Source organism: Pigmentiphaga sp. YJ18, assembly GCF_038066655.1.
Taxonomy (GTDB): Bacteria; Pseudomonadota; Gammaproteobacteria; order Burkholderiales; family Burkholderiaceae_B; genus Pigmentiphaga.
The window spans coordinates 2,308,034-2,320,840 of record NZ_JBBUKU010000001.1 but is presented as its reverse complement, the minus strand read 5'-3'; the positions used below and the strand labels follow the sequence as shown (position 1 = coordinate 2,320,840).

Genomic DNA, 12,807 nt, shown 5'->3' with positions numbered 1-12,807 from the left:
CCGGCGCGCGCGCCTGCGGGTTCAGCGCCTGGCGAACGGCAGGCTGCGCGCGTTCTCGATGGTGATGCCGATGGGCGACGGCCCACGCTGGTCCAGGCATAGCGACTTGAACAGCTCGATCGAATTCATCAGCACGTTCTTCTTGTGGACGATGCCGATGTCGACCAGGATGGGCCGCCCCGCGCAGCGCAGCAGGCTCAGCCTGCGGCTGGCCACCTCGTCGGCCAGCGCATAGACCGGCATGAGCGCGACGCCGGAACTGATCGAGACGATGCGCTTGATGAACTGGGCGTCGTTGGACTCGGTCAGGATGGACGGATAGCCGCCATCGGGCATGAACAGTTCGTCTGTGATGGCCCGCGTACCGCTGCCCTGCTGGAACAGGACGAACGGAAACTCCCGCAGTTGGTCCAGCGAGACGGTTCCCCGCTTGGCCAGCGGATGGCCGCTGCGGACGATGAACGCATGCTCGGTGCTGCCCAGCGCCACCCTGACCATCTGGCTGCTGCCTTCGCCCAGCGGTCCGAACGCCACGTCGGCCGTCCCGACCTGCACCCGCCTGACGGCGGCCTCGGCGCTTTCGGTGGCGGTGAAGATCAGTTCGATCCCCGGGTACTTCTCGATGAAGGCCTCGCACAGGTCGCCCAGGACGTAGACGATGGACAGCGTGGTGGCCGCGATGCGCAGCGTGCCGGTGACCGGCCCGGTCTTGGAGCGCTCGAAGCGCGCTTCCAGCGCCATGATCTCGGCGCGTATCTTCTGCGCCGAAGCCAGCACCGCCAGTCCCGCCGGAGACGGATAGACCTTGGGCCGGGCCCGTATCAGCAGGGTCTCGTCCAGTTCGGCCTCGAGATGGCGCACCTGGTGGCTGAGCGCCGACTGGGTTAGGCCGAGCTGGGCCGCCGCCTCGCCGAAACTGCCGGTGTCGGCGATGGCCTGCAGCGCTCTGAGTTGCTTCAATTCCATGGCGGTATCGCGAGAGTCGTACGGGAAAGCGCGTGGCGCGCACCGGCATTTTGGCACCGATCACGCCCCGCAGGCGCGCCCCCGCCGTGCATGAAAAGAATTCATCGCATGCCGCAGGAAATCGCGTTGACGGGCCTCGCGGCCGCCCTCTAACCTCGGTCCGCCTCGCCATCCCATCCATCCAACCCTTATCGCCGCCTTCGCGGGCCCGTGCCTCGCGAAAGAAGCCGGCAATGGAGACAACATGCTCAGGTCCCTCGTCAACGCCGGTTCCCGCTCCCTGCAAGGCAAGCGCCGCGCCATCCTCGCGGCCGCCGCGCTCGCCTGTCTGGCCGCGCCGGCCCTGGGCCAGGCGCAGCAGGTCACCCTGCGCGCCGTCAGTTCCTTCGACGAAAAGACCTTCTTCTCCCGCCACTTCGAACGCTTCGTCGAGAAGGTCAACCGGGAAGGCAAGGGCCTGGTGCAGATCAACTACATCGGCGGCCCCAAGGCCATCCCGCCATTCGAGGTGGGCAACGCCGTGCGCAACAAGGTGGTCGATCTCGCCAACGTGACCGGGGTGTTCTACACCAACATCGTGCCCGAGGCCATCGCCATGTCCTACACCGACCTGACGACCCGGCAGCTGCGCGAGAACGGCGCCATCGACTACATGAACACTCTGCTGGCGCCCAAGGGCCTGACCTACCTCGCCCGGCTGAGCGACGGCGTGCCCTATCACATCTACACCAACAAGGGCTTCACCGGTGACCTCAAGGGCCAGAAGATGCGCATCACGCCGGTCTACCGGGATCTGTTCCTGGGCCTGGGCAGCACGGTGGTGCAGACCGCGCCGGGCGAGCTTTACACCGCGCTGGAACGCGGCGTGGTGGACGGCTACGGCTGGCCGATCGCCGGCATCTTCGACCTGGGCTGGCAGGAGAAGACCAAGTACCGCGTGGACCCCGGCTTCTACGGCTCGGAGAACGGCATCCTGATGAACCTGTCGTCCTGGAAGAACCTGACGCAGGCCCAGCGCGAGTTCCTGCAGAAGCAATTCGCGTGGGCCGAAGAACAGAACGCCACGTACCAGGACGAAGTCGCGGCCGAGACCAGGCGGCAGGCCGAAGCGGGCGTCAAAACCATCGCCTTGTCGCCGGAAGACAGCCGCAAGCTGCTGGACGCCGCCCATGACGCCGCCTGGAAGCGGATGGCCGAGGTCAGCCCCGCGCACGCGGCCAAGCTGAAGTCGCTGTTCTCGCGCCCGTGATCCGCCATGCAGACGATTTCACGCGCCTACGGACAGTTGCTCTATCTCTGCTTCTCCCTGGCCTGCCTGATCCTGCTGGCGATGACCGTCATGATCTGCGCCGACGTGTTCACCCGCAACACCGGCCTGGCCGACCTGTCCTGGAGCAACGAGATCTCGGAAACGATGCTGTCCGCCATGACCATGCTGGCCGCGCCCTGGCTGCTGCGCCAGGGCCAGCACATCCGGGTCGACATCCTGCTGCAGGCCCTGCCGGCGCGCGCCGGCTGGGCCTGCGAGTGGGCGTCCGACCTGCTCGGCTTCGCCTGCAGCGTCGCCCTGGCCTGGCACGGCTGGCTGGTCACCCATGAAAGCTACCTGGGCGGCGGCATGATCACCAAGACGCTGGTGACGCCGGAGTGGTGGGGGACCGCCCCCTGGGTACTGAGCTTCTCCCTGCTGTCGGTCGAGTTCCTGTTCCGCATGGACCGGCTGCGCAAGGCCGAACACCGGCCGCGGCACGACGCCGTGTCGGCCAGCTAGGAGGCGCCCATGACCTGGCAACAAGCCTCGCTGCTGCTGTTCGGCGGCTCCACCGCCCTGCTGTTCCTCGGCCTGCCCGTGGCCTTCTCCTTCCTGGTCATCAACCTGGCCGGGGCGCTGCTGTTCCTGGGCGGCGAACCCGGCCTGGGCCAACTGGTGCGCAACGGTTCGGCCTCCATCACCAGCTTCTCGCTCACGCCCATCCCGCTGTTCGTCCTGATGGGCGAGGTCCTGTTCCACACGGGCGTGGCGCTCAAGGTGATCGACGGCATCGAACGCCTGATCCGGCGCATGCCCGCCCGGCTGGCGGTGGTGGCGGTGGTGGCCGGCACGATTTTCTCGGCCATCTCGGGCTCCACCATCGCGACCACGGCGATGCTGGGCAGCCTGATGCTGCCGCTCATGCTGCAGCGCGGCTATCACCCCACCATGGCCTGCGGCCCCATCATGGCCATCGGCGCGGTCGACATGCTGATCCCGCCCTCGGCCATCACCGTGCTGCTCGGTTCGCTGTCCGGCATCTCGATCTCCAAGCTGCTTGTGGGAGGCGTGACGCCCGGCTTCATCCTGAGCCTGTCGTTCATCGCCTACATCGTGGTCCGCGCCAGCCTGCGGCCCGCCATCGCGCCGAACGGCCCGCTGGACGAACACCGGGGCTGGGAGCGCGTGCGGCCCTTCCTGATCTACGTGCTGCCGCTGGCGACGATCTTCGGCGTGGTGGTCGGCTCGATGATCGCCGGCTGGGCGACGCCCACGGAATCGGCCGCCCTGGGCTCGATGGCGACCATCCTGGTCACCGCGTGCTACCGGGCGCTGACGCCGGCCCGGCTGTTCGCCGCGCTCAAGGGCACGCTGGTGATCTCGGCCATGATCCTGTTCATCATCCTGGGCGCCACCACCTTCTCCCAGATCCTGAGCTTCTCGGGCGCCACCAACGGCCTGGTGCAGACGGTGACAAGCACGGGGCTGTCCCCGCTGGCCATCGTCGCGGGCATGCTGGCGCTGCTGATCTTCCTGGGCCTGTTCGTCGAACAGATCTCCATGATGATGATCACGCTGCCGGTGTTCATGCCCATCGTCAACCAGTTGGGCATCGACACGGTCTGGTTCGGCATCATGTACCTGATCTGCATGCAGCTGGGCCTGCTGCTGCCCCCGCACGGCATGCTGCTGATGACGATGCGCGGCGTGGCGCCGGCCGAGGTCAGGATGACCGACATCTTCAAGGCGGTCACGCCCTACGTGGCGATGACGATGCTGCTGCTGGTGGCGATCTTCTTCTGGCCCGCGATCGCGACCTGGCTGCCCGCGAGGTTCTAGGGAAGAGACATTCCCCGCGCGCCGCGCGCGTCCCCCGATCCTTCTTCCCCCATGGTGGCCGTCCGTCGATGGCCGCCGGGGTCCCTTTCACCTTTTTTCCGGAACGCTTATGGCAGAGCGATCATTCAAGCAGGAAGTCACGAAGCTGCGCCTGGGCGCGGGCCAGGAGTTCGAAGGCGAAGGCATCCTGGCCGTGACCAAGGCCCTGCTGCAGTCCGGCGTCTCGTACGTCGGCGGCTACCAGGGCTCGCCCGTCTCCCATCTGATGGACGTCCTGGCCGATGCCAGCGAGATCCTGGACGAACTGGGCGTGCACTTCGAAAGCAGCGCCAGCGAGGCGACGGCGGCCGCCATGCTGGGGGCCTCGGTCCACTACCCGCTGCGCGGCGCCATCACCTTCAAGTCCACCGTCGGCACCAACGTGGCCTCGGACGCGCTGTCCAATCTCGCCTCGGGCGGCGTGACCGGCGGCGCGCTCATCATCCTGGGCGAAGACTACGGGGAAGGATCGAGCATCATCCAGGAACGCTCCCATGCCTTCGCGATGAAGTCGCAGATGTGGCTGCTGGACCCCCGCCCTAACCTGCCTTCGCTGGTGCGCGCCGTGCAGCAGAGCTTCGACCTGTCCGAGGCCAGCAACACGCCCGTCATGCTGACGCTGCGCATCCGCGCCTGCCACGCCCACGGCCGCTTCGCGGCCACCGACAACAAGCGCCCCGCGTTCTCGCTGAAGGATGCCATCGAGCAGCCGCGGCGCGACGTGGAACGCATGGCCCTGGCTCCCGCCACCTTCGTGCACGAGCACGAGAAGATCACGCAGCGCTGGAAGGCGGCCGAGGATTTCGTGCGCGAGCACGGCCTGAACGAATGCTTCGACGGCGAGGCCGGCCATGTCGGCATCATCGTCCAGGGCGGCCTGTACAACACTCTGATGCGGGTGCTGGAGCTGATGGGGCTGGCCAACATCTACGGCGATACCGACATACCCATCTATGTCATGAACGTCGTCTATCCGGTCGTGGAAGACGAGGTGCTGGATTTCTGCCGGGGCAAGGACGCGGTGCTGATGCTGGAGGAAGGCCAGCCCGAGTTCATCGAACAGGCGCTGCACACCATCCTGCGCCGCGCCGACGTCGCGACCGTGCTGCACGGCAAGGACATCCTGCCGCGCGCCGGGGAATACACGCCCCGGGTCGTGATGAAGGGACTGCGTCGCTTCCTCGAGCGCCACGCGCCCGGGCTGGCCGGGCGGCAGCCCCTGCCCGAGGGCGTGGCCCGGATGCTGGAACCCAGGATCCCGCCCATCGTGCCGTCCATGCCCGGCGTCGCACTGGAAAAGGTGGACGAAGTGCTGCCGCGACCGCCTTCCTTCTGCACCGGCTGTCCGGAACGTCCCATCTTCACCGCGATGAAGATGGTCGAGCGCCGCATCGGCAAGCACTACGTCAGCGCCGACATCGGCTGTCACCAGTTCGCCGCGCTCGCCCCGTTCAACATCGGCGCGACCTCGATGGGCTACGGGCTGGGCGCCGCCGGCGCGGCGGCCCTGAACACCGGCGAGACCGGCCGGCGCACCATCAGCATCATGGGCGACGGCGGTTTCTGGCACAACGGCCTGACCTCCGGCATCGGCAACGCGGTCTTCAACCGCAGCAACAACGTCACGGTCATCGTCGACAACGGCTATTCGGCGGCGACCGGCGGCCAGGACATCCTCTCGTCCGCCGCCGACGCTCCCACCCGCTCGACCCGCCACGGCATCGAGGCCGCGGTGCGGGGCGTGGGCGTCGAGTGGGTCCGCACCGTCACCCATACCTACGACCTCCAGCAGATGCAGTCGGTCCTGGACGAGGCGCTGACGTCCGACGAGCCCGGCCCCAAGGTCGTGATCGCCCAGTCCGAATGCATGCTGAACAAGCAGCGGCGGATCAAGCCCCAACAGCGCCGGATGGCCAAGGAAGGCCGGCGGGTCGTCAAGGAGCAGTTCGGCATCGACCACGACACCTGCACCGGCGACCACTCCTGCATACGCCTGTCCGGCTGCCCCTCGCTGTCGATCAAGGACAACCCCGACCCGCTGCGCCGCGACCCGGTCGCCACCGTGCTGCCCAGCTGCGTGGGCTGCGGCCTGTGCGGGGAGGTCTCGCACGCCGCCGTGCTGTGTCCGTCGTTCTACCGGGCCGACGTCGTGACCAATCCCACCCGCCTCGAAACCCTGGGCGCGCGCCTGGCCGGAAAAATCATCGGCTTCCTGCAGCGCCGCCTTGCCAAGCAGGAGTATCGCCATGCCGCTTGAGGCAACCGCGCGCCCGATCAAGATCGCCATCCTCGCCATGGGCGGGGAAGGCGGCGGGGTGCTGGCCGACTGGATCGTGGCCACGGCCGAACACGCGGGCTTCCACGCCCAGTCCACGTCCGTCCCCGGCGTCGCGCAGCGCACCGGCGCCACCATCTACTACGTGGAGGTCCTGCCCAGCCCCCGCGACCGAACACGCACGCCCGTGCTCGGTCTGATGCCCGTTCCCGGCGACGTGGATGTGGTGATCGCCTCCGAACTGATGGAGGCGGCCCGGGCGGTGCAGCGAGGACTCGTAACCCCGGACAGGACCGTGCTGATCGCCTCGTCCAACCGCGTCTATGCCCTGCCCGAGAAGATGGCCATGGGCGACGGGCGCAAGGACTATGCATCGCTGTACGAGGCGGGACGCGCGGCCGCCCGCGAATTCGTCTGCCGCGACTATTCAGCCCTGGCCGAACGCAGCGGCAGCGTCATCAGCGCGACCCTGTTCGGTGCGCTGGCCGCCACGGGGACGCTGCCCTGGGACCGGCAAGCCTTCGAAGCCGCCATCGAGCGCGGCGGGATAGGCGTGGCTGCCAGCCTGCAGGCGTTCGACGCGGGCTTTCGCGCCCATGTCGACGCCCCCCCGCCGTCCTCGGCGCCGCCGACGGCCGACACGGCCATCGACGCCCGGCTCGCGCCGCTGGACGCCCGCATCGACCGGGAGTTTCCCGCCCCGCTCAAGGAGATCCTCCGGGCGGGCATCGTCCGCGCCGCCGACTACCAGGACCCGGCCTACGCCGCCCTGTACCTGGACCGGCTGCGGCCCCTGGTGGACGCCGTCCGTAACATCGACCGGGCCGGCCGCCTGCTGCGCGAGACCGCGCGCTATCTCGCCCTGTGGATGACCTACGAGGACACGGTGCGCGTCGCCGAACTGAAGATCCGCGCGACCCGCTTCGACCGCGTCCGGCAGCAGCACGGGGCCCGCGCCGGGCAGATGCTGCGCATCAACGAATTCTTCCACCCTCGCCCGGAAGAGATCGCCGACATGCTGCCGGCTGGCCTCGGGCGGTGGCTGCTGGCCTCGCGCTGGGCCGGCCCGCTGCTGGCGCGCGCCACCCGTAGCGGCCGCGTCGTGCGCACGTCCAGCCTGCGCGGATTCCTGCTGCTGTACGGCGTCACGGCCTTCAAGCGGCTGCGGCTACGGTCGCTGCGGCAAGAGCGCGAGACGGCCGGCATACAGGACTGGCTGGACCGCGTCATGCGGCTCGCGCCCGCGGACTACGGCCTGGCCTGCGAAATCGCCGAATGCCCACGCCTGATCAAGGGCTACGGCGACACCCACGCGCGCGGCCTGGGCAGCTACCGCAAGATCATGGCCGTGCTGCCCGCCCTGCGCGGCCGGCCCGACGCCGCGCGCACCGTGGCCAGCCTGCGCGAGGCCGCGCTGGCCGACGACAGCGGCGAACGGCTCGCCCGGCAGCTCTCGGGCATCGTGCCGGCCGCGCCAGAGGCCCGGGCATGAGGTCTAATTGAGGGCCGCGGCCTCCCTCCCGCGCCCGCCCGTTCCATCCATCGAGGAAACCGCATGGGAACCATCCATGTCATGCCGGTCGAGATCGGCTTCAAGCACTGCGATCCCGCCGGCATCGTGTTCTATCCGCGCTATGTCGAGATCTTGAACGACACCGTCGAGCACTGGCTCCGGCACGGCCTGGGCACCGGCTTCGCCGCGCTGCATGGCGAGCGGCACATCGCCATCCCCATCGTCAACCTGCAGGTCGATTTCCTGGCCCCCAGCCGGCTGGGCGAAGACATCGCCTCGGCGCTGCGGATCGACGGCGTCGGACGCACCTCGCTGAAGATCTCCATCGAACTGAGCCGCGCCGGCGACGGCCAGCCGGTACGCCTGCGCGCCGCGCTGGTCCTGGTATTCATCGACATGCACACCATGCGGCCCATCGAGGTGCCCGAGGATGTCCGCCGCGCCATCGAGGCCGGCGGCTACTGGCAGGCCTGAACACCCCGGCTTCGCCGTTACCGATTTCCCGATAGGGTTGCCGAAAAATGTAACTTGGCCATCATGACCGGCCATGGTCCAGCCATGTGTATCCGTTCGCTAGCAGACGGGCCTTCTTTCCATGGCCATGCGGCCTTCGCCCCGGGATTCCCCTGGGGCGCAATCGCGCTTTCAGCCACTGTTCAGGCGACCCTGTTGCTCGCGAGGCAATTTTTCCGGCCCGCGCAGTGCGTCTTTCGCAGAAAAAAACCCTGCGCTCTTTATAACAATTGAGACATCCTGCAAACTTCCGATAACACATCCCCCCTATACTCGTTCGCGCAAATTCAACGGGAAGAGCATGATTGTTTTCATTGCCATCATCGCTGCCATCTGCGTAGGGGTCTTCGTGTTCAAGGCTCGCCAACGGGCGAAGGCGCGCGAAATCGCCCGTGAAAAGCACGGCAAGCAGTGCCCGAGTTGCGGCAAGTACGTGCATCCCGCCGCGGCCATCTGCAAGCACTGCTACGCCCGGCTGCCGGCGTCCAAGACCTAGGGTTTGCGGAACTTCAGCAGGAACCCGTCGGCCTCCCCGATCGCGGCGTAGCGTTCGCGATCCTTGTCGCCCAGCCGGAAGGTAGGCGGCAGCGTCCAGACTCCCGCCGGATGATCCTTGGTATCCCTGGGATTGGCCAGCGCCTCCGAACTGCCTGCGAAGACGAAGCCCGCCTGCTGCGCGAGCCGTATCGCGTAGTCCTGCCGCACGTAGCCGTCGGCCGCGCGCGGGTCCTGGGGCTTGTCGGTCCGGCCGCGATGGGCCTCGATGCCCAGGATGCCGCCCGGCTTGAGGGCGCGGTAGAAGGCGGCCAGCACTTCCTCCGCATAGCCGTCGTTCATCCAGTTGTGCAGGTTGCGGAAGGTCAGCACGATGTCGGCGCTGCCCGGCGGCGCGATATCGTAGCGGCCCTTGCCGAAGGCCGTCACCCGGACCTGGTCGTACAGGGCCGGATTGGCGTCCAGCTTGGCGCGGAAATTCCGGTAGTACTCCTGGTAATAGGCACGGCCGCCGCCGTCCTGGGGATACTGGGCCGCGTAGTAGGTCCCGCGCGGCCTCAGGTACGGCGCGAGGATCTCGGTCCAGTAGCCGGCCCCGGGCGAGATCTCGACCACGGTGGCGTCCGGCTTCAGTTCGAGGAAACGCAGCACTTCGTAAGGCTTGCGGGCGGCATCGCGGGCGACGAACGCCGGCGTGCGCGCCGGGCTGGCGATGGCCTGCTTCAGCGCGGCGTCTTCGCCGACGGGCGCGACGGCGCACCCCATGCCGGCCAGCGACACGCCAACGACCGCGGCTAAGGCTTTGAATGACATGCGTAAGGCTCCTTTGGACGAGGACCATGCACGGGACGTGGCACGGTCGGTGGCTGCGCATACAATGACGTCGTTCCACGTTTTAACACCGGCCCGCCCAGGCGGACCATGCCAAGACCGCATATCGATCTGCGTTTTCCGTCGCGGCCCCACTCCGCGACCGAAAAGCAGTCCCCTCCGGGGCCGCGGCGCCTTTTTCCTTTCCCTTCATGATCTCAAACGCATGCGGCGTCGATTTCGGGACGTCCAACTCCACCGTCGGCTGGCACCGGCCCGCCGCCCCCTCGCTTCTGCCGCTGGAAGACGGCCAGCCCACCTTTCCCTCGGCGGTCTTCTTCCACGCCGAGGACATCGAGACCAGCTTCGGCCGCGCGGCGGTCCGGGACTACCTTGAAGGCTATGACGGCCGGCTGATGCGGGCGCTGAAAAGCCTGCTGGGCACGCCGCTGATGGAAGGCCACACCGAGGTCCAGGGCCGGGCGCTGCCGTTCCGCCTGCTGCTCTCCCGCTTCATCGGCGAGCTCAAGCGGCGCGCCGAGCGCGCGGCCGGCAGGACTTTCGACCAGGCGGTGTTCGGCCGCCCCGTCTTCTTCATCGACGACGATCCGCGCGCGGATGCCAAGGCCCAGGAGACGCTGGCCGAGATCGCCCGCGAAGTGGGCTTTCGCCACGTCGAATTCCAGTACGAACCGATGGCGGCCGCCTTCGACTATGAATCGCAGATCACCGGCGAGGAACTGGTGCTGGTGGTGGACATCGGCGGCGGCACGTCGGACTTCACGCTGATACGCCTGAACCCCGCGCGCGCGGCCGCCGCCGACCGGCGCGACGACATCCTGGCCAACGGCGGGGTCCACATCGGCGGCACCGACTTCGACAAGTACCTGAGCCTGCGCACCGTGATGCCGCTGCTGGGGCTGGGCAGCCGCCTGGCCAGCGGCAAGGAGATGCCTTCGACGCCCTACTTCAACCTGGCGTCGTGGCACACCATCAATCAGGTCTATGCCCGCAAGTCGGCCACCATGCTGGCCGAGCTGTTCCACGAATCGGCCGAGAAGGACAAGCTCGCCCGGCTGTTGGAACTGGTCAAGGAACGCGCGGGCCACTGGGTGGCCTTCCAGGTCGAGGAAGCGAAGATCGCGCTGGCCGCCGAGCCCGAGGCCCGGATGGACCTGGGCCGCGTCGAGCCCGGCTTGGTCCAGGTGGCGACGCGCGCCGACCTGGATGCCGCCATCGAACATCTGGTGGACCGCATAGGCGGGACGATCGCGGGGCTGCTGGACACCGCCGGCGTTGCCGCGCGGGCGGTCGATACGGTGTTCTTCACGGGAGGATCGAGCAGCGTGCCCCTGCTGCGCAACCAGGTCGCCTCGCTGCTGCCCGCGGCGCGCGCGGTCCAGGGAGACACGTTCGGCAGCATAGGAACGGGCCTGGCCCTGGACGCCGCGCGGCGCCTGGGGTGAAACGCCGGCCGGGGCTCAGCGCCCCGACACCTGCTCGCTTTCCACGGTCATGTCGAGCACGTAGGCATAGCGGGAAGCGTCGGCCGGCGGGTTGGCGACGGTATAGCGCTTGATCCGCAGCACGTTGCGTACGCCGGCGGTATGGGTATAGCCCTGGATGTTGCCGTAGAAGGCCTCCCAATCGCCATAGCCCTGCTTGATGCCGGCGCCGTCGTAGCTGACCGTGCGGACCCGCATGCACTTCATGTTGGGAATCAGGGGATGGCTGCACGGCACCAGGTCGGGGGCCACCTCCAGGAACATGGTCTCGCCCGCCGAGCCGTAGCGCGTCTGGTCGGTGGGCGTGCCGGCCAGCCGCCATTGGCTGCCGTCGGCGAAGGTCAGCTTCAGGGCCGGCTGCGCCCCCGCGTCAGGTCGCGCGGTGCCACCCGATATCTCCCAGCCCGAGACCGTCGGCAGCCGCTCGGCCACGTCCCGCTCGTATTTCATCAAGGCCTGGTCGGGGCACATGCGCAGGGTGCCGACCATTTGCGTGATGGCCATTCGCGCGCCATCGACACGGTAGCCCCCGCCCAGCGTGTTGCACAGGCCCGCCACGGCAACGCGCTCGCCGGCGAAGGTCAGTTGCAGCGCCTGGCCGCCGTGGGTGTTCACCGCGTCGGGCTGGGGCGCGCCGGTCGCGTTCAGCGCCTGCTGCAGGCGCCAGTGGTAGGCCGTCAGGATCGAGGTATCCGCGTTGCCGCCGGGGCCGCCCGCCGCGCCGCCCTGCTGGGCGCAGGCCGCCAGTCCCTGCACCACGACCGCCGTGAGCAGGATTTTCCAGGTCCGTTTCATGGACGTTCTCCTTCTTCTTGGGGCCATCAAGCGTAGCATTGCGCGGCGCCCCCGCATGCGGCCACCGTCCGGCGAGTGCTACAACTGCAATAATCGTCCCCCACCCGCAACAAGTCCTGACAAAGAAACGATGCCGGCGCACTATTTCCTGGCCATCGGCCTGACCGTGGTCTTCTCCATCGGCACCGTCGCCCTGCACTACGAAGCCTTGCGCTTCATTTCCTCCTTCCATCCGCGGCGCTGGAGCGGGCGGGCGAACATAGGCGTGCTGATCTGCGCCATCATCGCCGCCCATTGCCTGGAAGGCATGCTGTTCGGCGCCGGCTACTGGATAGGCGCGGAATGGCTGGGCCTGGGGCGCCTGACCGGCGCGGCCAGCGCGGGCCCCCTGGCCTACATCTATTTCGGACTGGAAACCTTTACCACCCAGAGCCTGGGCGACATCTTTCCCACCGGGCCGCTGCGCCTGCTGGCCTCGGTGGAACCCCTGGTGGGCCTGATCCTGATCGGCTGGTCCACCTCGTTCACATTCATTCTCATGCGGCGCAACTGGCGCGAGCGCCAGGGCGGCGAGGACCGCCGCTGAGCGTCTCCCCGCCGCCCGGGGCCTATATCCTTCCCATCAACAGCAGGACGATCAGCACGACCAGGATCACCCCGATAATGCCCGAGGGCCCGTATCCCCAGTTGGCGGCATGGGGCCACGCGGGAAAGGCGCCGACCAGCGCCAGCAGCAGGATGATCAGAATTATTGTGGTGAGCATGGCGTTCTCCTCGATAGCGAAGGAAGCGGCCTTGGCAAGGC

General features: G+C 68.0%; 13 protein-coding genes. 9 read left to right on the top strand and 4 right to left on the bottom strand.

The window, feature by feature from the left end:
- Positions 1-21: 21 nt before the first annotated feature.
- A complete protein-coding gene (locus WKR98_RS11185; RefSeq protein WP_124688162.1) occupies positions 22-966 on the bottom strand; it encodes a LysR family transcriptional regulator in 945 nt (314 codons plus the stop codon).
- Positions 967-1,210: 244 nt separating this feature from the next.
- On the opposite strand from WKR98_RS11185, the gene dctP reads away from it, so the two are divergent.
- From dctP to WKR98_RS11150, 7 genes are all read left to right on the top strand, one after another.
- Positions 1,211-2,215 carry a TRAP transporter substrate-binding protein DctP gene (gene dctP / locus WKR98_RS11180; protein ID WP_124688161.1) on the top strand — a complete coding sequence of 335 codons (1,005 nt, stop codon included), beginning with the start codon at positions 1,211-1,213 and terminating at the stop codon, positions 2,213-2,215.
- Between the two features lie 6 nt (positions 2,216-2,221).
- Entirely contained in the window at positions 2,222-2,737 is a 516-nt protein-coding gene (locus tag WKR98_RS11175) for a TRAP transporter small permease (protein ID WP_238160306.1), read from the top strand.
- Positions 2,738-2,746: 9 nt separating this feature from the next.
- Positions 2,747-4,057 (top strand): TRAP transporter large permease, encoded by a 1,311-nt coding sequence (locus WKR98_RS11170; RefSeq protein ID WP_124688160.1) that lies wholly within the window; start codon positions 2,747-2,749, stop codon positions 4,055-4,057.
- Positions 4,058-4,166: 109 nt separating this feature from the next.
- Positions 4,167-6,353, top strand: coding sequence for a thiamine pyrophosphate-dependent enzyme (locus WKR98_RS11165; RefSeq protein ID WP_124688159.1), 2,187 nt, complete (start codon positions 4,167-4,169; stop codon positions 6,351-6,353).
- The gene (locus tag WKR98_RS11160) at positions 6,343-7,863 is read left to right on the top strand and encodes an indolepyruvate oxidoreductase subunit beta family protein (protein ID WP_124688158.1); all 1,521 of its coding nucleotides are present in this window, start codon (positions 6,343-6,345) and stop codon (positions 7,861-7,863) included. Before WKR98_RS11165 ends, WKR98_RS11160 begins: the two co-directional genes overlap by 11 nt.
- A gap of 63 nt (positions 7,864-7,926) precedes the next feature.
- Positions 7,927-8,358: an acyl-CoA thioesterase gene (locus WKR98_RS11155; RefSeq protein WP_124688157.1), complete on the top strand. Its 432-nt coding sequence runs from the start codon at positions 7,927-7,929 to the stop codon at positions 8,356-8,358.
- 340 nt (positions 8,359-8,698) lie between these two features.
- Positions 8,699-8,893, top strand: a complete 195-nt coding sequence (locus tag WKR98_RS11150) for a zinc ribbon domain-containing protein (protein ID WP_161567713.1) — start codon at positions 8,699-8,701, stop codon at positions 8,891-8,893.
- On the opposite strand, the gene WKR98_RS11145 is transcribed toward WKR98_RS11150, so the two are convergent.
- Entirely contained in the window at positions 8,890-9,705 is an 816-nt protein-coding gene (locus tag WKR98_RS11145; protein ID WP_341433021.1) for a class I SAM-dependent methyltransferase, read from the bottom strand. The genes WKR98_RS11150 and WKR98_RS11145 overlap by 4 nt on opposite strands.
- Before the next feature lie 209 nt (positions 9,706-9,914).
- Between WKR98_RS11145 and WKR98_RS11140 the strand changes: the two genes are divergently transcribed.
- Entirely contained in the window at positions 9,915-11,168 is a 1,254-nt protein-coding gene (locus tag WKR98_RS11140; RefSeq protein WP_124688155.1) for an Hsp70 family protein, read from the top strand.
- Positions 11,169-11,183: 15 nt separating this feature from the next.
- Here the strand turns inward: WKR98_RS11140 and WKR98_RS11135 are convergent, their stop codons facing one another.
- Positions 11,184-12,002 (bottom strand): META and DUF4377 domain-containing protein, encoded by an 819-nt coding sequence (locus WKR98_RS11135; RefSeq protein ID WP_341433019.1) that lies wholly within the window; start codon positions 12,000-12,002, stop codon positions 11,184-11,186.
- Between the two features lie 130 nt (positions 12,003-12,132).
- On the opposite strand from WKR98_RS11135, the gene WKR98_RS11130 reads away from it, so the two are divergent.
- On the top strand, positions 12,133-12,588 hold the full coding sequence (locus WKR98_RS11130) for an ion channel (protein WP_341433017.1): 456 nt from the start codon (positions 12,133-12,135) through the stop codon (positions 12,586-12,588).
- Positions 12,589-12,610: 22 nt separating this feature from the next.
- On the opposite strand, the gene WKR98_RS11125 is transcribed toward WKR98_RS11130, so the two are convergent.
- Entirely contained in the window at positions 12,611-12,766 is a 156-nt protein-coding gene (locus WKR98_RS11125) for a DUF3309 family protein (protein ID WP_124688152.1), read from the bottom strand.
- Positions 12,767-12,807: the final 41 nt, after the last annotated feature.

Excerpts from the sequence above, each read along its gene's own strand:
- WKR98_RS11185 (WP_124688162.1), bottom strand. The coding sequence starts at position 966 with ATGGAATTGAAGCAACTCAGAGCGCTGCAGGCCATCGCCGACACCGGC.
- dctP (WP_124688161.1), top strand. The coding sequence starts at position 1,211 with ATGCTCAGGTCCCTCGTCAACGCCGGTTCCCGCTCCCTGCAAGGCAAG.
- WKR98_RS11175 (WP_238160306.1), top strand. The coding sequence starts at position 2,222 with ATGCAGACGATTTCACGCGCCTACGGACAGTTGCTCTATCTCTGCTTC.
- WKR98_RS11170 (WP_124688160.1), top strand. The coding sequence starts at position 2,747 with ATGACCTGGCAACAAGCCTCGCTGCTGCTGTTCGGCGGCTCCACCGCC.
- WKR98_RS11165 (WP_124688159.1), top strand. The coding sequence starts at position 4,167 with ATGGCAGAGCGATCATTCAAGCAGGAAGTCACGAAGCTGCGCCTGGGC.
- WKR98_RS11160 (WP_124688158.1), top strand. The coding sequence starts at position 6,343 with ATGCCGCTTGAGGCAACCGCGCGCCCGATCAAGATCGCCATCCTCGCC.
- WKR98_RS11155 (WP_124688157.1), top strand. The coding sequence starts at position 7,927 with ATGGGAACCATCCATGTCATGCCGGTCGAGATCGGCTTCAAGCACTGC.
- WKR98_RS11150 (WP_161567713.1), top strand. The coding sequence starts at position 8,699 with ATGATTGTTTTCATTGCCATCATCGCTGCCATCTGCGTAGGGGTCTTC.
- WKR98_RS11145 (WP_341433021.1), bottom strand. The coding sequence starts at position 9,705 with ATGTCATTCAAAGCCTTAGCCGCGGTCGTTGGCGTGTCGCTGGCCGGC.
- WKR98_RS11140 (WP_124688155.1), top strand. The coding sequence starts at position 9,915 with ATGATCTCAAACGCATGCGGCGTCGATTTCGGGACGTCCAACTCCACC.
- WKR98_RS11135 (WP_341433019.1), bottom strand. The coding sequence starts at position 12,002 with ATGAAACGGACCTGGAAAATCCTGCTCACGGCGGTCGTGGTGCAGGGA.
- WKR98_RS11130 (WP_341433017.1), top strand. The coding sequence starts at position 12,133 with ATGCCGGCGCACTATTTCCTGGCCATCGGCCTGACCGTGGTCTTCTCC.
- WKR98_RS11125 (WP_124688152.1), bottom strand. The coding sequence starts at position 12,766 with ATGCTCACCACAATAATTCTGATCATCCTGCTGCTGGCGCTGGTCGGC.